This is a genomic window from Rhodococcus sp. NPDC019647, from assembly GCF_044389235.1.
Lineage (GTDB): Bacteria > Actinomycetota > Actinomycetes > Mycobacteriales > Mycobacteriaceae > Rhodococcus_F > Rhodococcus_F oxybenzonivorans.
Window position 1 is genome coordinate 58,296 of sequence record NZ_JBIRXS010000012.1, and the last position, 20,616, is coordinate 78,911.

The window sequence follows — 20,616 nt, forward strand, 5'->3', positions numbered from 1 at the left end:
TTTGGGCGAACGTCCGGGTACCGTCGACAGGAAGGACTGTTTTCGAGTTGTGGGGGAGGAATGGCATGGCACGCATACGCACGGCGGCAGAAGCAGAGGTCAACGCAGCCGAGCAGATGCAGCGACTCGGGTACCACGACGCCACCGCGCTGCTCGGTGGTGTGGACGGCGGTATCGACGTGTATTCGGCGCGGGCCTATGCGCAGGTGAAATGGCGCGGCGGACGCGCAGACCGGGCGGATCTGCAGAATCTGTACGGCGCCCGCGGCACGAGCTCCGGCCGCGACCTTCTGTACTTCGCGGCCGCCGGATACACCGAAGACGCCGTCGAATACGCCGAGGCACTCGGTATCGCCCTGTTTCGCTGCGAACCCGACGGCGAGACACCGCCGGTGGGCAGCCACGCTCCGAAGTTGATTACCGCCGCGCGTAACTCGGCGGTTGCGGTGGCGTCGGCACCATCGCAGGCGCAGGCACCCGGCAAGGCGTCGCCCGTGCTCTCCGTCGCCCGCACTGTCTGGGCGCGGGTCGCAGCATTCCTCGGTACTCACTGGCGCCTGATCGGCGCGATCGTGTGCACGCTGGTCCTGCTGATCGCCCCCTTCGGCGAGGGAGACGTCGGACTGCGCGTCTTCGCCACCGTCGCGAGTGTGGTCGGCGCCCCGGTGTTCTGGTTGCTCTACCTTCAACACCGACAAGTGCCGGGCAGGTAGCAGGGCTATTCGGTGGGCAGTGCCTTCAAAGACCTGACGGTGGCGACGCAGGCGCGCGCGGCCTCGGCGCCCTTCTTGACGAAGTGCTCCCCGAAGAAGGTGAGGTGCTCCTCGTGCTCGTGGAAGTGGTGCGGGGTGAGCACCACCGAGAACACCGGCACATCGGTGTCGAGCTGCACCCGCATGAGGCCGTCGATCACGGCGGTGGCAACGAACTCGTGCCGGTAGATTCCGCCGTCGACCACGAGCGCAGCCGCCACGACGGCGTCGTATCGTCCGATGAGCGCGAGGCGGCGAGCGTGGAGCGGAATCTCGAAGGCGCCCGGCACCTCGAAGAAGTCCAGCTGGTCCTTCGAGTACCCGAGCGTGGCCACCTCGTCGGTGAAGCCGTCGCGGGCGCGATCGACGATGTTGCGGTGCCACGTGGCCTGGATGAACGCGATCCGTCCCTGACTCTCACTCATGGTCTGAAACTACTGCACCGGTCCTAGCGTTGCGAACGCGGCAGGGCCGTGGATCGACCCCAACCGGACTCACCGGTGAGGTGCTCGAGCAACGGCTGGATCCGATACGGCAGCGGGCTGGTCAGGGCAATCGTGGTGGTGGAGTGAGTGATCCCGGGGAGATTGGCGATCTTCTCGAGCAGCTTCTGTAGTTCGGCGTGCGTCGACGTGGCCACGCGCACCAGCAGGTCCTCGCGGCCGGTCGTCGCATGAATCTCGATGACTTCCGGCAGATCGACGAGCCGGTTGCCGACCGCGGTGAGTTTGCCCTGCTCGAGTTCGAGTCCGACGAACGCCTGAATCGGAATGCCCACTTGAGCCAGGTCGAGGTTCGGGCGGAAGCCGGTAAGCAGTCCGCTGGTCTCCATCCGCTTCATCCGGGACTGGACGGTGTTGCGGGCGACGCCCAGCGAGTTGGCGAGTTCGGCCACGCTCATGCGTGAGTCCTTGCCGAGCAGTCCGAGCAACTGCACGTCGAGCTTGTCGATGCTGAGCACTTTGGGCACCTCCGGGAAGTGACGACCGTCACCTGTTGCGTGAACTGATCAGTTGATTCGATTTGCGTTGACCAAATCTTAGACCAGATACAGGATCAAGCTCACGAAATGCTCAACGCGACGGATCGGGAATCGCAGATGACTCAGCTAGACGACGCTCGTACCAGTGCAGCATCCTTTGATCTCGCCGACCGATACCGGGCCGACTCGGGCCCGGTGTTGATGACAGGTGTCCAGGCCATCGCCCGCCAGCTGGTGGAGCAGCACGAACGCGACCGCCGCGCGGGACTGAACGTCGCAACGTTCGTCTCCGGCTACCAGGGCAGCCCCCTCGCCGGCCTCGACCGCACCATCGCCGCGATCCCCACGTTGAGCACCGATCACGACGTCAAGTTCGTGCCCGGCATGAACGAGGAACTGGCCGCGACGTCGGTCTGGGGCAGCCAGGTGGACCTTCCCGCCGGCGAGCGTACCCACGACGGTGTCGTCGGCGTCTGGTACGGCAAGGGTCCCGGTCTCGACCGCGCCAGCGACTCCATCCGGCACGCCGCCATGTACGGCGCCAACGCCCGCGGCGGTGTCCTCGTCCTGGTCGGCGACGACCCCAACGCCAAGTCCTCCACCATCCCCTGCGCCAGCGAGCGGTCGATGGCCGCGATGGGCATGCCGGTGTTCTTCCCGCGCAACGCCGAAGAGGTCATCGCCTTCGGCCTCTACGGGGTGGCGTTGTCGCGCATCTCCGGCTGCTGGTCGGGCATGAAGATCGTCGCCGACGTGGCCGACGGACTCTGGACCCTCGACCGCAACTTCGCCGACCTCGACATCGTGCTCCCCGAGATCGAGTGGAACGGCAGGCCCTGGTCGTATCAGCAGCGCGTGCTGGCGTCCCCGCCCGACAGTGTCTACGCCGAGGCCGACCTCTACGGGCCGCGCTGGGCGATGGTCGAGGCGTTCAACGCCGCCAACGACATCGACCGGATCGAGGTGAACCCGCGCAGCGCGTGGCTGGGCATCGCCGCCGTCGGCACCGCCTACGACTCGCTGCGCCAGGCCCTGCTCGACCTCGGGCTCGGCGACTCCCAGCTCGAGGACGCCGGCATCCGCATTCTCCGCGTCGGCATGCCCTACCCGCTGGGCGCCGACAAGGTTCGCGAACTCGCTGACGGCGTCGAGCAGGTCCTCGTGGTCGAGGAGAAGATGCCGTTCGTCGAGTCGCAGCTCAAGGACATCCTCTACGGCGCCGCGAGCGCTCCCGCCGTGCTGGGCAAGAAGAACGCGCAGGGCAAGAACCTGATCCCCGTCGACGGTGAACTGACCGCCGCCCGCCTCACCGGGCCGCTGCGCCGCGTCCTGAAGGATCGGGTCGCGCTGACGCCGGCCCCGCCGCCGCGCCTCGAGCTGACCGTCCTCCCGACATCGCGCACCCCGTACTTCTGCTCCGGCTGCCCGCACAACCGGTCCACCGCGGTGCCCGAGGGATCGATCGCGGGCGGCGGCATCGGCTGCCACACCCTGGTCACCATGTCGGGTCGCACCGACAGCTCCGTCACGATGCTCACGCAGATGGGCGGCGAGGGCGCGCAATGGATCGGGCAGGCCCCGTTCACCGATGTCCCGCACATGTTCCAGAACGTCGGCGACGGCACCTACTTCCACTCCGGTCAGCTCGCCGTGCAGGCGTGCGTCGCCGCCGGCGTCAACATCACCTACAAGGTGCTCTACAACTCCGCCGTCGCGATGACCGGCGCGCAGGACGCCGAGGCCGGGCTGACCGTGCCGCAGCTGACCCACAAGCTGGCGTCCGAGGGCGTCAAGCAGATCATCGTCTGCGCCGAGGACCCCAAGCGGCACAGGGGTGCCCGCTTCGCGGCCAACACGCTGCTGTGGGACCGCACCCGTCTCGACGAGGCGCAGCGCGTCCTGCGCGACATCGAGGGCGTCACCGTGCTGATCTTCGATCAGCAGTGCGCCGCCGAGGCCCGCCGCAAGCGCAAGCGCGGCAAGCTGCCCGCCCGCCGTACCCGCGTCGTCATCAACGAGGCCGTCTGCGAGGGTTGCGGTGACTGCGGCGTGAAGTCCAACTGCCTGTCCGTGCAGCCCGTCGACACCGAATTCGGTCGCAAGACCAAGATCGACCAGACCAGCTGCAACACCGACTACTCCTGCCTCGAGGGCGACTGCCCGTCGTTCGTGACGGTCGAGCTGCCCGAGGAAGGCGCGCCGAAGACGTTGCGCGAGATCCCGGTTCCGCCGGAGGTCGGCGACCCCGATCCCGCCGTGTGGACCGGAACGCACAACCTGTTCATGGCCGGTGTCGGTGGTACCGGCATCGTCACCGTCAACCAGGTGCTGGGCATGGCCGCGTTGCGTGCCGGGCTGCACGTCGAGGGACTCGACCAGACCGGTCTCAGCCAGAAGGCCGGACCCGTCACGTCGCACCTGCGGCTCAGTGATCAGAAGACGCGTTCGGGAAGCTCGGCGCCGTCCAACCGGATCAGCCCCGCGACCGCCGACTGCGTCCTCGCTTTCGACCTGCTGACCGCAGCCGATGCCAAGTACGCCGGATACGGCAGCTCCGAGCGCACCATCACCGTCGCATCGACCAGCCAGACCCCGACCGGCGACATGGTCTACGACCCCGCCGTCCGCTATCCGGACGAGGACAAGCTGCTCGAGCGTCTCGACGTCTCGGCCCGCGAACTGACCGCGATCGACGGGCTCGCCGCCGCCACCGCATTGTTCGGCAGCACCGCCGCTGCCAACTTCCTGCTGGTCGGCGCGGCCTACCAGGCCGGCGGACTTCCCGTTCCGGCCCGCTTCATCGAGGAAGCCCTCGAAATCAACGGGGTGGCCGTCGAGTCCAACAAGGCCGCCTTCCACTGGGGACGCGTCGCCGTCGCCGACCGGGAGGCCTTCCTCGCCGCCACCACCTCGGCCGCCGTGCCGCAGCGCAGCGACACCGTCGTCCCGACGCACCTGTTCGCCGGGTCCACCCTCGGCGGTACGACGCGCGAGCTCACCGAACGCCGCGCAGCCAACCTTGTTGCCTTCCAGGGCGACCGGATCGCCGCCCGCTACATCGCCCTGGTGCAACAGGCCTGGGACGCCGAGCGCGAACTGGGTGACCGCACCGAGTTCAGCGAGTCCGTCGCCGCCGGGTTGCACAAGCTCACCGCCTACAAGGACGAGTACGAAGTGGCCCGGATGCTCACCGACCAGGCCTTCCTCGACGCCGCAGCGGGCGAGGTGCCCGGCGCCGGCAAGCTGACCTACAAGCTGCATCCGCCCGTCCTCAAGGCGATGGGTCGCAAGAACAAGATCGGACTCGGGCCACGCTCGCACGTCGCCCTCAAAGCCCTCGCCAAGGCGAAGTTCCTGCGCGGCACCGCCTTCGACCCGTTCGGCTACGCCAAGGTCCGCCGGCTCGAGCGTCAACTGCTCGCGCATTACGAGTCGACGGTCAGCGAACTGATCGCCGATCTCACCGCCGAGAACTACGACACCGCCGCTCAGATCGCCGCAGCACCCGACCTCGTGCGGGGCTACGAAGACGTGAAACTCCGCAATGTCGCCGTCTACCTCCAGCGTCTCGCCGAACTCGGCGTCGACACCTCAGCCATCACGATCACCACTCCGGAAAGGTCCTGAGAAAAGATGACTCTCACCGTCGAACGTACCGATACTGCGCTGCCCGAGAAGGCCGGTGTCTTCGGACGCACCGACTTTCCCGCCGACTCGGCACACGAGCAGGTCACGTTCTTCCAGGATCCCGCCACCGGTCTGAAGGCGATTGTCGCGATTCACGACACCACACTCGGACCTGCCCTCGGGGGCACCCGCTTCTACCCGTACGCCGACGAGGCCGCCGCGCTCGAGGACGTGCTGCGGCTGTCGCGGGGCATGACCTACAAGTCGGCGATCGCCGGAGTAGACCTCGGTGGCGGCAAGGCCGTCATCATCGGCGACCCGGCCACCGACAAGTCGGAAGCGCTGCTCGAGGCGTACGCCCGCTTCGTCCAGACCCTCGGCGGCCGGTACATCACCGCCGGTGACGTGGGAACCAACTCCGACGACCTCGACGTCATGGGCCGCGCTACCGACTACGTCGTCGGACGCAACACGTCCGCCGGCGGATCCGGCGACAGCGCGCCGATGACCGCGCTCGGTGTCTTCCAGGCCATGAAGGCCGGCGCCCAGGCCACGTGGGGGACCCCCAGCCTCGCCGGGCGCACCGTCGGCGTCGAGGGCACCGGCAAGGTCGGCTACCAGCTGATCAAGCTGCTGCTCGCCGACGGCGCATCCGTGGTCGCCACCGACGTCAACGCCGCCGCCCTCGACCGGGTGGTCCGCGACTTCCCCGAGGTGAAGGTGGCGTCGAGCGTCATCGATCAGGAACTCGACGTGTACGCGCCGTGCGCGATGGGCGCCACCCTGACCGACACCTCCGTCGCCGCGATCACCGCCGAGGTGATCTGCGGTGCCGCCAACAACCAGCTCGCCCACCCCGCGGTTGAACACGACCTCGGCGAACGCGGCATCACCTGGGTCCCCGACTACGTCGCCAACGGCGGCGGCATCATCCAGGTGGCCGGTGAACGCATCGGCACCCCGGCAGCCGACGTCCGCGCGCAGGTCGAGAAGATCTTCGACACCGTCGTAGAGATCCTCGACACGGCCCGACGGAACGGCATCCTCGCCGGCGCCGCAGCCGACGCCGTCGCCGAGGCCCGCATCGCTGCAGCCAGGTAGGCGGCTCCGCCGCCCGTGCGCCTTTCTGGTTGCTCCAGCTACCAAAAAGGCGCACGGGCGCGAAGCGCCTATGGTGGTGCGATGGAAAACGAGTTCGTCCGCTGGACCGAGGACGGCACCGAGCATTCGGCGGTGTGGCGGTCTACCAGCGGTGCGAGGCCGCCGAAGAAGATCCGGGTGGCAGACGACACCATGACAGCCGACGAGGCCTACCGTCTCGCTTGCGAGGGGACGGCGCTGTTGTGGCGCGGCGACTTTCACAACGCCCGGCAACTGTCCGTCGCCGTCGCGAAGCGGACCGACCGCAAACCGCGGAAGGCCTCGGACGACCCCGCGACCGCCTTTCACCTGCACCGGCAGACGCAGTCGAGGCGGGCGGGCATTCTCGGCATGCTGCTGGTCCCGTTCGACGCCGATCAGTCCGTTCCGTTGCGACGGGCCCCCGACGTGCGGCAGGCCGTGCTGGAGGCCTACGGGCCGAGCGATCGGCCCACGGTCACCACTCTGCGCGACCTGCTCGGCGCGATCGGTGCCCACGAATGGCAGAAGAAGGGCGTCGACATTCCGGCCCTGGGCGCCCGAATCCACCCCGGGTACGGCGTGTTCTCCCCGATCCGCGGCGAATACGTCGACCTGGTAGCGGATACCCCGCTGCCGTCGCTCGAGAAGGCATTCGACATCGGCACCGGAACGGGCGTGCTCGCGGCGGTACTCGCCCACCGCGGCGTAAAGAAAGTGTTTGCCACAGAGGTTGATTCGAATGCCCTCGCCTCCGCCCGGGCCAACCTGGAGCGACTCGGCTACTCGGACCGCGTGCAGCTGGTGGAGGCGGACTTGTTCCCTGAAGGTCGTGCGCCCCTGGTGGTGTGCAATCCGCCGTGGATCCCCGCGAAACCCACCTCGCCCATCGAGTACGCCATCTACGACCCCGACAGCGCGATGCTCCGCGGCTTCCTCGCGGGTCTGACCGAGCACCTCGAACCCGGGGGAGAGGGCTGGCTCGTGCTCTCCGACATCGCCGAGCATCTGGGACTGCGCAGCCGGGACCAACTTCTGGCCCTCTTCGACGAAGCCGGACTTACTGTCGCCGGACGCCGCGACGTGACACCGCGGCACGGAAAGGTTGCCGACCGCACCGACCCACTGCATGCCGCGCGCGCTCGGGAAGTGACGTCGCTGTGGCGGTTGGTGCCCTCGACGCGATAGTCCGGGACGTGGCGCACCGAGAAATACCCGTGCGCCATAGGGTGGTGAGTTGTGCCGCCGCCTTATCCTTCTTCGCCTACCCGCTTCCAGGGTGTGTTTCCTCGGGCACGGGCGTTGCCGCCGCCGGTGAAACTGCTGTTGTCGTCGATGGTCTTGTTCAACGTCGGCTTCTATCTGGTGGTCCCGTTTCTCGCCGTCCACCTGTCCGACGACCTGGGCTTCGCGGGTTGGGCCGTCGGGCTCGTCCTCGGTCTGCGGATGTTCAGCCAGCAGGGCATGTTCTTTCTGGGCGGCAGCGTGGCCGATCGGTTCGGCGTCCGCCCGGCCGTGCTCGTGGGGATCGCGATTCGGGTGGTCGGCTTCCTGGTGCTCGGGTTTTCGGACACGATGATCGCGGTGGTTGTGGGCGTGCTGCTGATCGGTGTCGCCGCCGCCCTGTTCGCCCCGGCCGTCGAGTCGGCCAATGCCGTGTACGGCAGAAAGCTGCAAGAGCAGGGCGTCATGCGGCGCACGGATCTCTTCGCAATGGAACAGATGTGCAGCCGCACCGGAACGGTGATCGGGCCCGCCCTGGGCGCCGTGTTATTGGCATTCCCGTTCTCGTGGACCGCGGTCACGGCGGCGATGCTGTTTGCGGCGATGTGGGTGGGTTTCTACCGTTGGCTGCCCGCCGACGACGACGCCGCCGTGGGAGTGCGGGAGGCAACCACGCTGCGGTTCGTGTGGCGAAGTGTGCTGACCAACAAGAGCTTTCTGGTGTTCGCCGCGCTGTGCAGCTTCCAGTTGCTGGCCTACAGCCAGCTGTATTTGATGTTGCCGGACCAACTCGAGCGGGGGCTCGGCTCGCAGGCCGCCCTCGGCTGGTTCTACGTCGGAGCCGCCGTGTTCGTGATTGTCGGTCAGACTCCGACGGTGGCCTGTGCCCACCGCATCGGGCACCGGGCGGCAATCCTCGGCGGGCTGACCCTGATCGCCGTGTCATTCCTCGCTCCGGTGGCCGGCGTCGGGCAGGCAGCTACGCCGCTGGTCCAGATCGTCCTGTTGGCAGTGTGGGTGGTCGTACTGCACCTGGGTCAGATGCTGATGATTCCTCCGATGCGCGACACGATCGGCGCCCTCGCCGGCGAGGCCAACCTGGGTGCGCACTTCGGGATGCTCAACACGATCGGCGGGGTGCTCTGCCTGCTCGGGTCGCTGGCGGTGGGGGCGATCTTCGACCTCGTCGATCTCGGTCGTGTCCCAGCGGCCACCTCCTGGGTGGCGGTGTCCGCTGCCGTGTTCGCCGCCACCGCCGCCCTCGCCGTGTGGACGGCCCGCGCCGGAGCCGTGCGCGCGATTATGCCCCGACGGGTGTCCGGTTGATCCTGTCGACGAACTGGTCGAGAACGAACGGGATGGTCAACGGGTTCGGCATCGACACGGCATCGCTCACGACGGGATCGAGTCCGACGAGCCCACCGGATCGCACGACCTCGAGATTGGTGAACGCCGGCAGGGACGTGAGTCGCTCGCGGGCCGCGTCGTAGTTGTCGACGAGCAGCACATCGCCGTCCAAGAGGTCGAGGTTTTCGGGGGAGACGTCAAAGTAGAGCGCGTTGTCGAAGCGGGTGCTCAATGCGGCGGGCAGCACGAAACCGAGCTGGGTGAGCAGCTGGCTGCGAGCAGCGGAGGGGCTGAAGGCACGCAGCGACCCGTCACCACGGACCGTCACCAGGACGGCCGACTTGCCGGCGAAGTGAGGGTTGGCGGTGCGCGCGCGAACGACGGCTTCCTCCACCTCACGGACCTGCTCGGCGGCGCGTTCGGGCAGCCCGACCGCGGCACCGATCCGCTGGGTCACCTCCTGCCACGGCAGCACCCAGTCGGTCTGATCGGCCGCGTGGAGCACGGTCGGGGCGATAGCGCTGAGCTGCTGATACGTGCTCTCGTTGATCGCGTTGTTCACCGCCACGATGAGGTCGGGAGTCGATGCGGCAATCGTTTCGACGTCGAATGAGCTGGTGGCGTTGGCCAGCGCTATCGGGTCGGCCCCGCCCAGGCTCGCGTCGGCCCACTGGCCGATACCGTCGTCGACAGAACCCTTCCAGACCGGAACGAGGACGGGAATCACGCCGAGGGAGAGCAGAACATCGGCGTCGCCGATGCCGACAGCAGCGACCCGTGTCGGTGCCTGGGTCAGCGTCGTGGATCCGTGCACGTGGTCGATGGTGACCGGAAAGGCCCCCGGCTCTGCGCCAGAGGCGTTTTCACCGGCTGCGGCGGGTGACGAGTCGCTGTCCGAGCCGCATGCTGACACGGCAAGACCTGCGACGGTCGCGAACGTCAGGGACAACACGGCACGTCGACTGAGGGTGGGAGGCATGAGGCAGGGTCCTTTCGAGCACTTTGGGTACCCTAATATAAGCGACGGGCCGGGCGGCCGGTTGGGCGAGCACTCGGGCCCCGATGGCGACGGGTGCGGGCTGGGGACAGCACAGTGCGCCGTCACGGTAGTCGCAACTACCACAACGGCGCACTGGTAAGGGTCAGCGCTTCTTGACGTGCGAGACGATCTCTGGATCGACCTGCCCGTTCGACTTCGACTTCTTGTCGGCGCGCTTTTCTTTCAACGACTTACCGGACTTCTTGGACATGGAATTGCGGGGCGATTTGTCGGCCATGGACTCATCCCTGAACAGCGGAACCTGGACGGCGCCGATAGTGCCGACACTACGCCACATTTCGCGTAGACCGGACCAATCACAGAAGAGGGCCGTCAGGACGACGGGTCGTCGAAAAGGGTCTGCTCTTCCGGGTTGTTGAACAGCCCCATCTGCTCCGGCCGGGGCTTCGTTTCGGAAGCTGGATGAGGGGGCGGAAGGACGATCGTGCGCAGCGCGTCACGCAGATCCCCGACTACCCGCTCCCAGCCGTCGGCATGCGAATCGGACGTCTCGGCCATCGCAGTCTCGGCGTGCTGACGGAATTCGTCGGCGTCCCGGCGGAGCTGCGCGACCCACTCGGTGCCGGTGTTGAGCAGCGACACGATGAGGTCGCGGTCGTGACCGCAGACGTCGGCGACGACCGCGGCATCGGTACCGCCGTCGCCCTCGGGGTCGAGGTGGAACAACGTGAGCAGTTCGTTGGGCAGTTCGGCGGCCGTCATGCGGCTTTCGACGATGATGGCCGGCTCCTCGTCGGGGTCGTCGTCCCGGCGGAAGAACAGCTGTCCGCCGAACCGCGCCGCGAAGTCACCGTCGACGGTCCTCAGGAAGTCGGAGAACACCTTGCAGCTGTCGGTGAGGTGCTGCGGGACGAACGGATTGCCCGACACCTCGAGGAACGCCGACAACCGATCGTCCACCAGCACGAACTTGATCCGCGACCACGTCCGGTTGAGGTCCGCGGTGACCTCGGCTGCCCGGGTGCGGTCGCTGATGTCGTGGATGAGCGGCGCGAAGAGCTGAACATCCACCGAGTCGGCGAGCGGGCCGATGAACAGGATGGTGTTGCCGACCCGAATCGGAACGTCGCCGTCGGGGTCCCGCTCGGGTAGCAGGCCGAGCATCGGGACCAGGGACAGCGTGATCAGCTCGTGGAGATGCTCCGCGTCGCGTGGGACGACTGCTGCGGCGGGATCGAGCTGGGTGACCAGGGGCGGACGCACCGCGACGGGATCGAATGCCGCGGCCGGGTCGGTGCTGGATGTTTCGGTGCTCAGGAACGCCGGATGCGTCACTCCCCACACGTCCCGGAACGCGGCGACGGTCATCGCGGCGAGCTGATCGGACCACGACTGCTTCTTGTCGACGAAGAACGCGGGCGACCCGTCGTCCGCCTCGTCGTCCGGACCGCGGGTCGGTCGATTCCAGCCCAACTCGGTGAGGTAGTGCTGCTCGGCGTCCGACAACATGCGGTCGGGGTGCAGATAGTGGTTGGACGGCACCTCGCAGCGCACCGTGTCGCCGTCCCAGACGACGAATTGGATGCAGGGCATCAGTCCACGAGATTCGTCGAGCTCCTCGAAGCCCGATTCGAGTACCAGAAGGTCCTCGTCGTGCATCGCTGCCAGGTAGTCGGCGAGGCGACGCTGGAACTCGGCCCAATCGCGATTTACGCTGACGTCCAGATCGAAGTCCTGCATGTCTGCTCCGTCCGGCTCGGCCACGGGTCACCTACTTTCGCCCTACACGGTAGTCGCGAACGCCGACACCGCAGCGCGGGAGGGGACGAAACGCTCAGACGGGGTGCCCGGCGTCGATACGTCCGGTCAGCCGGTCGACTGCGGCGAGGAGGTCCCAGGACGTGCCCGGCTCCACCGCCACCGTCGTATCACCCCACACCAGGTAGCGACCGTCGCCGTCGATGTCGCGCCAGGCGAGACCGCCCACCGGTTGCGAGGAGTGCCGCCCACCCCGGATCACCGCGATGGTGCCCTGGCTCGTCGATGACTGCTCGAGCAGCTTCGTTACCGCACGGGCCCGCACGGACCGCTCTGCTGGTCCGGTCATCTCGGCGCGGGTGACCACGGTGCCGGGGGCGTGGCCGGCGTCGACGTCCGGAAGCTGGGCAATCAGCTGGCGGCCGAGGTCGTAGGGCTCGCAGCGGCGGAGCACCACTTCGGCGCCGGCATGCTGCTGGGCGGCGATCGCGTGCCCCCGGGCCGTCGCCCCGAGCAGTCGGATCGGGGTGTCGCTGCCCTCGCCCAGACAACCCGAAATCTCGATCCGCAGTTCCGGCTCGGCGAGTACCACGAGCGCGGCCGCGAGGTGGTCGTGTTCGGGACCGGAGAATTCGTCCCTGACTCTGCTCTGCTCGGCTGCATACTCCGCGGCGTCGGCTTGTCGGCTCCCACCACGGAAGGGAAACGGGAGACGATCCTGTCCGGTCTTAGCCCACAGCGCCGGGAATTGCCCGACGCTCAACGTCCACTGCGTCACGCTCAGCGGCCGATCACAGCCGGGGACACGTGGGGCAGTGGGCCGACGACCGGACTCCCAGGATCGATGTTCTCGAGATACGCGGGCTCCTCTGCGGGCGCCTGCTCACCGGTGCCCGTCGACTGAGACTTCGCAGCCGGCTTCTGGGCAGGCGCGGCTGCCGCCGCCTGGTGCGCGGCGACCACCCGGTGCGCGTACTGAGCGACCCCGCCGCCGACCGCGCCGGCCAGGGCCGCACCCGCCACGGACCCGGAGCCCGTTCCGGCGGGCGCATCGTGCTGTCGGGGTGCGTCGGTGACATCGTCGTGAGGGCTTTCACTTCGTCGGTGCTCGTTGCGGAAGTCCTCCGGGCGAGTGCCTTCTGCTACCTGTGGAGCGCTGGGAATCCCGTGTATTCCGTTGGGGCCGTGATCGAATCCGACGGGCTGGCCAGCGGCGGCGGCGTGCGTCGAAGTGATCTCGGCTGCGTCGGGCGTTCGAGCATCCAGGGTGGGGAGCTGTGCGCCCGCAGTCTGGTATGCCGACGAGTAGACAGAGCCCATCGCCGCTTTCGCCGCGTCCTCCGCAGCCACGGATTCGGCTTCACCGCTCCAATTCCACGGCATCACCCGCGTCCAGTCGGTGGCGTACCCGACCGGTTCGCCGACAGCCGCCCGGACCGCTTCGGCCCCGGCAATCGCCTCCCGTAGCGCCGCCCCGACGTCGCGGAAGCCTTCACCCGCCGGGTGCGCGCCAAGGACGTAGGAGTCGATTGCGGAGGCGGCAGCCCCGGCAGCGGGTCCCCGCCACCCGCTCGCGAGCGCACTACGGGTGGCGTCATGAAAAGCGGTGATCGAGTCCTGGAATCGGCGGCCGATCTCGTCCCAGGCGGCCGCCACCGCCTCGGACGTCGCCGGCGACATCGCCTCGACGGCGCCTCTGATCGCGCGGTGGTCCCACTGCTCCGACTGGAAGTTCTCGCCACTCGCCCGGTGCTCGTACTCGTCACTCATGTGAAGCCCTCCCATGCCGGCCACTCTCGGTCCCCGAATGGATCCCCCCGATCCGGCGGGAAGCAACCTTACAGGCGGCTCGACGCGTCACACCATCACGAATCTTCGCGACGGTACGGCGACGTTCAGCGCTGCGGACGGGTGGTCACCGGCGGAATGGTGATCACCGGACGGGTCGTCGTGGTGGTGGTCGGGGCAGGTTGGGCGGGAATTCCCGCTGCGGCCCGTGCGTCGGGCGCCTCGGTGGTGGTGATCACCGGCGCGCGCGTGACCGGGGGCTGGGTGACCGGGGGCTGAGTAACGGGCGCCCGGGCGACCGGAGGCTGGATGACGGGGGCAACGTTGACGGTGGGGCGAGGAACGATCGTCGCAACCGGGGCCGGCGGCAGGGGCGCCGCCGCGGGCGGCAACGTGGTGGTCGGGGCGGGCTCGGTGGTGACCGGGATCGCTCGCGGTGTGGTGAGGTCCGCCATCTGCCATGTCGGAGTCGGTGGCACGAAAACCTGGTAGGTCGCGGGCTCGGCGCTGTAAGCACCGGCGGCCTGCAAGCCCTCCGAGGACAGCGGGGGCGGCGCCACATACGCATTACTGCTGTCGAACACCCCGCCCGCAGCGCCCACCATGATGCCCGAGACCGCGGATACAGCGGCAATCGCAAGTGCCCCGATCGCTACGGTTCTGTCGTCCATTCGCTACCTGTCGTCGGCGTCCAAATGCGTCCACCATAGAGGGTGGCCTGCTCGAACGCCGCACGTGTACGCCCGCCGAGCGCATCCGGAGGGTTCGCTCGATAGTTGCCGGGTTCGGCGCACGTTGACGAGAACTCTTGTTCGGTACAGCCCCCACGATCACGATCGATCGGTGTCCATATCGCTCCGACCGGGGGTAATGATGTCTCTACTCGACAGGTTCTTCCGCCGCACGCCGCTGTCCGCACGAGCCGGGGTGGCTGTCGCTGCGTCCGCCATCCTCTTCGCGTCGTGACGGCTAACTCACCCGTGAGTACTTGTTAACAGCGGGGTGTGCAGAAGTGCTCACGGGTGTGGACTCACGGATGAAGCGGCCGATCTCCCGAATCGCCTTTCTGCCCTCGGGGAGCAGCCCCGCAGCGGCCTGGAAGACGTGCACCTGGCGTTCCCAGATCTGCAGTTCGCACGGGACACCCGCCTGGGAGAGTCGTTGCGACATCAACTCCGCGTCGACGTACACCATTTCCTGTGAACCGGTCTGGATCAGCGCGGGCGGCATCGCAGCGAGGTCGCCGTCCACGGGGGAGGTGGACGGTTGGTGCCCGCCGCGGGTATCGAGCCGTTCGATGAGTGTCGACAGTGCGCCGACCGCGCGCCGGGGGAACACCGCGCACAGGTCGGCGTTGGGGTGCGCCAGCTTGTTGACCGGGTCCAGGTCGGTCAGCGGCGACAGCGCGACATCCGCGGCGGGGCGGGGAAGTCCCTGCCGTAATGCTTCGAGCGTCACCATGAATGTAAGGAAACCGCCCGCGGAGTCGCCGGCGATGACGATCCGATCGGCGGTGTAACCGTGCGCGAGGAGCCAGCGGTAGCCGTCGACCCCGTCGTCCACCGCCGCGCGGATCGGATTCTGCGGGATCATCCGGTAAGCCACGTTCAAGGTGGACGCCTGGGATTCGGTCGAGATACGGGACACCATCTGCCGGTGCGAATTGATTCCGCAGCACAGAAAGGCGCCGCCGTGCAGGTACAAGATGGCCCGGTTGCCGTTCTCGCCGGCGGGGCGGATCCATTCGGCGCGGCAGTGGGGAAGTCGGATCGGCCTCCGCTGGGTCCCGCGGACGGGGCCGAGGGAGTACCCGAGATAGTCGACCACCCCGGTGGGCCACGGAAGGTCGGGGTAGCGGGCCCAGCCGTCGAGGAACGGCCGGACGGTGCGCCGGAGGGTGTGCGCGAGGGCAGCGGACTGCACGCTCGTCCCCACGAAGTCGCGCCGGGTCAGCGGTAGCGGCGAGGGGCAGAACTCCGCAGCTGCAGTGCTCATGGCCTGCCTCCTTCGGTCCGCGGTGGTCCGGTGACGCCCGTGGTTGGAGTCACCGTTTTTGCGCCGCACGATCTATATCGGAGTTGTGCGCACGGACGCTACGCCCGACGTACCATCCACAGGAAAGTCGTAATGGGATAGTGACCGAGCGGGGGTGAACGTCCAGGTGGGGATAATGCCGGTTACCGATTCGATATTCCTGTTAGGCGAATCGAGGGAGCATCCGATGCATGTCGGGTCGCTCGAATTGTTTACTCCGCCCGATGATGCCGGGCCCGGCTACGTGAAGACGATGCTCGACACGATGCTGTCGCACACGACCGTCGACTCCACGTTCCGGAAGAAGCCGCAGGGTCCCGTCGGCAGCGTCGGCAACCTGTGGTGGGCGGACGAGGGCGACAACGTGGATCTCGAATACCACGTTCGGCATTCGGCGCTGCCGGCGCCGTGCCGGGTTCGGGAGCTGCTCACGCTCACCTCCCGGCTGCACGGCACGCTCCTCGACCGTCACCGCCCCTTGTGGGAGATGTATGTGATCGAGGGGCTCAGCGACGGACGGTTCGCGATCTACACCAAATTGCATCATTCGCTGATGGATGGCGTATCCGGGCTCCGGTTGCTGCAACGCACGCTGACCACGGACCCCACGGTGCGTGATGCCCCGCCGCCGTGGAACTTGCCGCGCGGGGAGAAGAAACCGGACAGCGGCGGTGGTCTGGACCTCGGTTCGGTGTTCGGCGGCCTCCGCCGAACGGTCGGTGAGGTGGCCGGTCTCGCCCCGGCTTCCCTGCGCATCGCCCGTACCGCGCTGGGGCAACACGATATGAAGTTCCCGTACGAGGCGCCCAGGACCATGCTGAACGTCCCGATCGGGGGCGCGCGGCGTTTCGCCGCCCAGTCGTGGTCGCTCGAGCGCGTCAACGCCGTGCGTAAGTCGGCGGGGGTGAGTGTCAACGACGTCGTGCTCGCCATGTGCGCCGGAGCATTGCGCCACTACCTGACCGAACAGGATGGATTGCCGGACGCGCCGCTCATCGCCATGGTTCCCGTCTCCTTGCGTGACGAGAAGAAGGTGGACGCCGGAGGCAACTCCGTGGGTGTCACGTTGTGCAATCTGGCGACAGACGTCGAGGACCCGGCCGATCGGCTGTCGGCCATCTCGGCGTCCATGTCCCAGGGAAAAGAGTTGTTCAGCAGTCTCACCCCGATGCAGGCGCTGGCGTGGTCGGCGGTCAACATGTCGCCGATCGCCCTGACTCCGATTCCGGGCGTGGTGCGCCTCACGCCGCCGCCGTTCAATGTGATCATCTCCAACGTTCCCGGACCGCCGAAGACGATGTATTTCAACGGGTCCCGTCTCGACGGGCTTTATCCGACGTCGGTGGTGCTGGACGGGCAGGCCCTCAACATCACCCTCACCAACAACGGTGGCAATCTCGACTTCGGGGTGGTGGGATGCCGACGATCGGTTCCGAGTTTGCAGCGGATCCTCATCCACCTCGAAACGGCGCTCGCGGAACTCGAGAAGGCGCTGTTGTGACGTGACGTTGCTCGAGCTGGGGCGCGGCGTGGTCAGCCTCGCCGCGACTCCTGCTCGACCAGCGCGCGCTTCGACTCCTCGTGCAAGACCTCGAGAAGTTCGTGTTCGACGTCCGCGAACTCCGGGGACGTCATCATCGACAGCTCCCGGGGGCGGGGCAGATCCACGGTCACCTCACGCCGGACGGTGGCCGGTCGTGCCGACAGCACGACCACCCGGTCCGACAAGTACACGGCTTCACGAATGTCGTGGGTGATCATCAACACCGTCCACCGATAGCGCTGCCACACCTCCTGCAACCAAGCCTGCATCTCGGTGCGGGTCAAGGAATCCAGGGCACCGAACGGTTCGTCGAGGAGGAGAACGGGGCGCTCCTGAACGACGGTGCGGAGCATCGCAGCGCGTTGCCGCATCCCGCCCGACAACTGGCTGGGTCGCGCGTCCTCGAACCCGGCGAGGCCGAACACGGGGAAGAGGGCGCGGGCGCGTTCGCGTGCGTCACGTCGGGGCATGCCCTGCACCTCGAGACCGAGGGTGGTGTTGTCGAGAACCGTGCGCCACGGGAACAGAAGGTCCTTCTGCGGCATGTAGGCACACTGTGCCGAACCGCCACCGGCCGCGGGCACCGGCGTGCCGCCGATCGTGACGGTGCCGGAGTCGGGTCGGTCGAGTCCGGCGAGCATCGCGAACGCTGTGCTCTTCCCGCACCCGCTCGGTCCGATGACCGACACGAACTCGCCCGGTTCGACGGTGAACGACACCGTGTCGAGTACGGGCCGGACGCCGCCGCGAACCGGGAAGGCCTTGGACAACCCGCACAGTTCGACCCGCGCGTCGTCAGTCATTACGGCCCCTCTCGGCGGCGATCCACGGCGCGACGGCACGTTCGACCGCGAAGGTGAGCAGGTAGAGGCTGACGCTGATCACCGCGGTCACCAGCACCGCGGCCAACACCAGGTCGGTCCGGAACGAGTTCTTCTGGGTGGCCATGTAAATGCCGAGACCCGAGGTTGCGCCGACGTATTCGGCGAACACCGCTCCCACGACGGCGTAGGTGATGCCGATCCGCAGGGCCGTGAAAAAGCGCGGAATTGCCGAGGGCAGTCGGACGTAGCGGAACTCCTGCCAGCGGGACGCGCCCATACTGCGCAGCAGTGATCCGGCCTCCCGATCGGCCGCCGCGAACCCTTCGATCAGGCCGATCGTCATCGGGAAGAAGGTGGCGAGCGCGATGACGAGAATCTTGGGCAGCAAGCCGAAGCCGAACCAGATGATCATCAGTGGTGCGATCGCGATGATGGGCAGTGTCTGCGACACCACGAACAGCGGCACGAACGCGCGCCGCAGCCACGGCGAGAAATCGACCAAAACCGCGAGCGCCCAGGCACACAGCAGAGACACCGCGAAGCCGATGATGGTGACCTGAAGGGTGGCGGAGGCATGTCCGGCGATGACGTCGCGGGCACGCCACCCCTGCGCGACCACACGGAGCGGCGACGGCAGCACCTGCGGACGGATTCCGCTGACACTGACATAAATCTGCCAGGCGACCACCAGCGCCACGACGACCACGAGCGCAGGGAGTCCCCGCCGCAGGACCGAGGACGTCCCCGGCCCCGCGGAGCGAGAACTCGTCTCAGGGTGTGTCGAGGTACTCATTGGTGAAATATGTCGACCAGTCGGGCTCGGCGGTCAGCGGCGCTCCGTCGGGTCCCGTCAGTAAGCCGTGTTCGAACAGGAATCCCGAGTACCCTGCCCACTTCTCCGTGGTCTGTGTTCCGACGGTCCCGGCGGGATCTTTCATGTACTGGGACGAGAGCATCTGCTGGCTTTCCCGCACCAGCGACTCGTCCGGGAACGCACCGGGATTGGCGTCGATCAGCATCTGCGCGGCCTGATCGGGCTGGTCGGCCGCGAACTGGTATCCCCGCTGCAGGGCCTGGACGAACTTCCGTGCCTCCTCGGGGTGCTCGGCCATCCATCCTTCGTTGCCCTCGATCACGAGTGCATACGCGTCGGGAAATCCGAAGTCCGTGTAGTGGAAGTACCGCATCGGCGTTCCCTGGTGCTCGGCCTCGATGCCTTCCCACGCGAAGAAGGACACGGTGAAGTCTGCGGTGCCGGAGTAGACCGCCTCGTACGCGGACGTGCCGAGGGTGACGGTGGTGAACTCACCCTTGCCGCCGTCGTTGCGGATGATCTGTTTCAGCGTCGCTTCGCCGTCGGGGTCGGCGAAGCCCGCGTAGATCTTGCCGTCCAAGTCCCGAGGACGGGTGATGTCGGGGCGGTCCGCCCTGACCGCGATGCCCGTGGCCCAGTGCTGCAGAGGTGCGAGCACGGACTTCGTCTGGGCACCCGCAGCCTTGGAGAAGGTCGCCGAACTCTGGAAACTCACGCCGAACTCGGCATTGCCGGCGTCGACGAGCGTGTCAGGGGACGTGTCGTTGTACGGCAGAACCTCCACGTCGAGTCCGGCGTCGGCGAAATAGCCCTGCTCGAGGGCGACGAACAAACCGGTGTGATTGGTGTTCGGCGTCCAGTCGAGGGCGAATCTGATGGTGTCGTCCGACGACCCGTTGTCGGCGCACCCGGCCAGTACGGAGAGTGCGGACACGAGGACGACGGCTGCAGCGGCGGCGCGCTTCGTGCGCGCGAAGAGCGTCACGACTTCGGCCACTTCTGCTCGTTCAGGGCGGTATCCCAGAACAGGAGTTCGTACCGGCTGGCGACGACGAACGCCTCGATCATGGCCTCACGCTGCGCTTCGGTGGCGGCGTCGGCGGCAGCGTCCACCAGTTCGCGGGCGGTGGCCACGGCAGCGTGGAATTCCTCGGCGTCGTAGGTGGTCACCCACTGCGCGTACGGATGCGACGGGTCCGCGGAGAGCACCTCGCGGGCGCTGGCGGCGAGCCGTCGTCCCACGTCGGCGTAGATCCAGAAGCAGGGCAGTACCGCAGCCGCGGCAACCGGATACGGCTCGGTGGCGGCGACGGCCGTCAGGTAGGAGACGTACCCGAGGCAGGCCTGCGAATGCTGCGGCTGAGCGTCCGACGCGGGCAACTTTCCGCCGCTCAGCAGATTCTGATGCAAGCTGGCCTCGACGGTGGCTGCCGTGGCGGCGGAGTTGGCCCAGAATCCGGCCGCGACGGGGTCCGGAGCGTGCGCGGCCACCAGTGACAGCGCTTTCGCGTACCCGGTGAGGTACAGAAAGTCCTGTTCGATGTACGTGCGGAACACGTCCAGCGGAAGCGTGCCGTCACCGAGTCGGCGGAGAAATTCGAGCTCGTCGATCGCGTCCCGCAACACCGTGGTCCGGTCCCATAAGAGGTCCGTGAATCTGGTGTGCCGGCCCACGACGGCGGCATCATGGACAGAGCTGTTCACTACAATGACATCCCTTCGTCAGCATTACCTGAGCAGGTTCCCGGGTGTGATCTCAGCCCCGCCCGTGCGGAGCACCCCGTGTCAGAACAAGCCGACCCTA

At 67.4% G+C, this 20,616-nt stretch carries 20 protein-coding genes and 1 riboswitch; of the genes, 7 read left to right on the plus strand and 13 right to left on the minus strand.

What is annotated here, in order from left to right:
- Positions 1 to 65: 65 nt before the first annotated feature.
- Positions 66 to 713, plus strand: coding sequence for a restriction endonuclease (locus ACH49N_RS21350; protein ID WP_358276707.1), 648 nt, complete (start codon positions 66 to 68; stop codon positions 711 to 713).
- Between the two features lie 5 nt (positions 714 to 718).
- Here the strand turns inward: ACH49N_RS21350 and ACH49N_RS21355 are convergent, their stop codons facing one another.
- Positions 719 to 1,177: a 6,7-dimethyl-8-ribityllumazine synthase gene (locus tag ACH49N_RS21355; RefSeq protein WP_159921032.1), complete on the minus strand. Its 459-nt coding sequence runs from the start codon at positions 1,175 to 1,177 to the stop codon at positions 719 to 721.
- 23 nt (positions 1,178 to 1,200) lie between these two features.
- Complete coding sequence (locus ACH49N_RS21360; protein ID WP_109328528.1) at positions 1,201 to 1,713, minus strand: Lrp/AsnC family transcriptional regulator; 513 nt, start codon at positions 1,711 to 1,713, stop codon at positions 1,201 to 1,203.
- A gap of 138 nt (positions 1,714 to 1,851) precedes the next feature.
- On the opposite strand from ACH49N_RS21360, the gene ACH49N_RS21365 reads away from it, so the two are divergent.
- From ACH49N_RS21365 to ACH49N_RS21380, 4 genes are all read left to right on the plus strand, one after another.
- Entirely contained in the window at positions 1,852 to 5,361 is a 3,510-nt protein-coding gene (locus tag ACH49N_RS21365; protein ID WP_358276706.1) for an indolepyruvate ferredoxin oxidoreductase family protein, read from the plus strand.
- A 6-nt stretch (positions 5,362 to 5,367) separates the two neighbouring features.
- Entirely contained in the window at positions 5,368 to 6,462 is a 1,095-nt protein-coding gene (locus tag ACH49N_RS21370; protein WP_358276705.1) for a Glu/Leu/Phe/Val dehydrogenase dimerization domain-containing protein, read from the plus strand.
- Positions 6,463 to 6,543: 81 nt separating this feature from the next.
- Positions 6,544 to 7,668, plus strand: a complete 1,125-nt coding sequence (locus ACH49N_RS21375) for a class I SAM-dependent methyltransferase (protein WP_358276704.1) — start codon at positions 6,544 to 6,546, stop codon at positions 7,666 to 7,668.
- 93 nt (positions 7,669 to 7,761) lie between these two features.
- Entirely contained in the window at positions 7,762 to 9,030 is a 1,269-nt protein-coding gene (locus ACH49N_RS21380) for an MFS transporter (protein ID WP_397504763.1), read from the plus strand.
- On the opposite strand, the gene ACH49N_RS21385 is transcribed toward ACH49N_RS21380, so the two are convergent.
- From ACH49N_RS21385 to ACH49N_RS21410, 6 genes are all read right to left on the minus strand, one after another.
- Complete coding sequence (locus ACH49N_RS21385; RefSeq protein WP_159921040.1) at positions 9,005 to 10,030, minus strand: ABC transporter substrate-binding protein; 1,026 nt, start codon at positions 10,028 to 10,030, stop codon at positions 9,005 to 9,007. The two genes, ACH49N_RS21380 and ACH49N_RS21385, sit on opposite strands and share 26 nt — an antisense overlap.
- Before the next feature lie 163 nt (positions 10,031 to 10,193).
- Positions 10,194 to 10,328: a hypothetical protein gene (locus ACH49N_RS21390; protein ID WP_257792473.1), complete on the minus strand. Its 135-nt coding sequence runs from the start codon at positions 10,326 to 10,328 to the stop codon at positions 10,194 to 10,196.
- 95 nt (positions 10,329 to 10,423) lie between these two features.
- On the minus strand, positions 10,424 to 11,815 hold the full coding sequence (locus tag ACH49N_RS21395; RefSeq protein WP_250770273.1) for a T3SS (YopN, CesT) and YbjN peptide-binding chaperone 1: 1,392 nt from the start codon (positions 11,813 to 11,815) through the stop codon (positions 10,424 to 10,426).
- 70 nt (positions 11,816 to 11,885) lie between these two features.
- Complete coding sequence (locus ACH49N_RS21400; RefSeq protein ID WP_397504764.1) at positions 11,886 to 12,587, minus strand: ESX secretion-associated protein EspG; 702 nt, start codon at positions 12,585 to 12,587, stop codon at positions 11,886 to 11,888.
- 2 nt (positions 12,588 to 12,589) lie between these two features.
- Positions 12,590 to 13,579: a hypothetical protein gene (locus tag ACH49N_RS21405; RefSeq protein WP_358276701.1), complete on the minus strand. Its 990-nt coding sequence runs from the start codon at positions 13,577 to 13,579 to the stop codon at positions 12,590 to 12,592.
- 125 nt (positions 13,580 to 13,704) lie between these two features.
- Complete coding sequence (locus tag ACH49N_RS21410) at positions 13,705 to 14,268, minus strand: hypothetical protein (RefSeq protein ID WP_358276700.1); 564 nt, start codon at positions 14,266 to 14,268, stop codon at positions 13,705 to 13,707.
- A gap of 172 nt (positions 14,269 to 14,440) precedes the next feature.
- Here ACH49N_RS21410 and ACH49N_RS21415 point away from each other — a divergent pair, with 172 nt between their 5' ends.
- Positions 14,441 to 14,563 (plus strand): hypothetical protein, encoded by a 123-nt coding sequence (locus ACH49N_RS21415; protein ID WP_358276699.1) that lies wholly within the window; start codon positions 14,441 to 14,443, stop codon positions 14,561 to 14,563.
- Between the two features lie 3 nt (positions 14,564 to 14,566).
- Here ACH49N_RS21415 and ACH49N_RS21420 read toward each other — a convergent pair whose 3' ends face one another.
- A complete protein-coding gene (locus ACH49N_RS21420) occupies positions 14,567 to 15,592 on the minus strand; it encodes an alpha/beta hydrolase (RefSeq protein WP_109328548.1) in 1,026 nt (341 codons plus the stop codon).
- 175 nt (positions 15,593 to 15,767) lie between these two features.
- Here ACH49N_RS21420 and ACH49N_RS21425 point away from each other — a divergent pair, with 175 nt between their 5' ends.
- Positions 15,768 to 17,132, plus strand: coding sequence for a wax ester/triacylglycerol synthase family O-acyltransferase (locus ACH49N_RS21425; RefSeq protein WP_358276698.1), 1,365 nt, complete (start codon positions 15,768 to 15,770; stop codon positions 17,130 to 17,132).
- A 32-nt stretch (positions 17,133 to 17,164) separates the two neighbouring features.
- On the opposite strand, the gene ACH49N_RS21430 is transcribed toward ACH49N_RS21425, so the two are convergent.
- The 4 genes from ACH49N_RS21430 to ACH49N_RS21445 all read right to left on the minus strand — a co-directional run bounded on the left by ACH49N_RS21430 (position 17,165) and on the right by ACH49N_RS21445 (position 20,516).
- Positions 17,165 to 17,977: an ABC transporter ATP-binding protein gene (locus ACH49N_RS21430; protein WP_159921050.1), complete on the minus strand. Its 813-nt coding sequence runs from the start codon at positions 17,975 to 17,977 to the stop codon at positions 17,165 to 17,167.
- Positions 17,970 to 18,791, minus strand: a complete 822-nt coding sequence (locus ACH49N_RS21435; protein WP_159921052.1) for an ABC transporter permease — start codon at positions 18,789 to 18,791, stop codon at positions 17,970 to 17,972. The genes ACH49N_RS21430 and ACH49N_RS21435 overlap by 8 nt, the downstream gene beginning before the upstream one ends.
- Entirely contained in the window at positions 18,769 to 19,797 is a 1,029-nt protein-coding gene (locus ACH49N_RS21440; RefSeq protein ID WP_397504769.1) for an ABC transporter substrate-binding protein, read from the minus strand. The genes ACH49N_RS21435 and ACH49N_RS21440 overlap by 23 nt, the downstream gene beginning before the upstream one ends.
- Positions 19,794 to 20,516 carry a TenA family protein gene (locus ACH49N_RS21445; RefSeq protein WP_159921054.1) on the minus strand — a complete coding sequence of 241 codons (723 nt, stop codon included), beginning with the start codon at positions 20,514 to 20,516 and terminating at the stop codon, positions 19,794 to 19,796. The genes ACH49N_RS21440 and ACH49N_RS21445 overlap by 4 nt, the downstream gene beginning before the upstream one ends.
- A riboswitch (TPP riboswitch) is annotated at positions 20,510 to 20,605 on the minus strand. Its footprint overlaps the gene before it by 7 nt.
- Positions 20,606 to 20,616 lie beyond the last annotated feature (11 nt).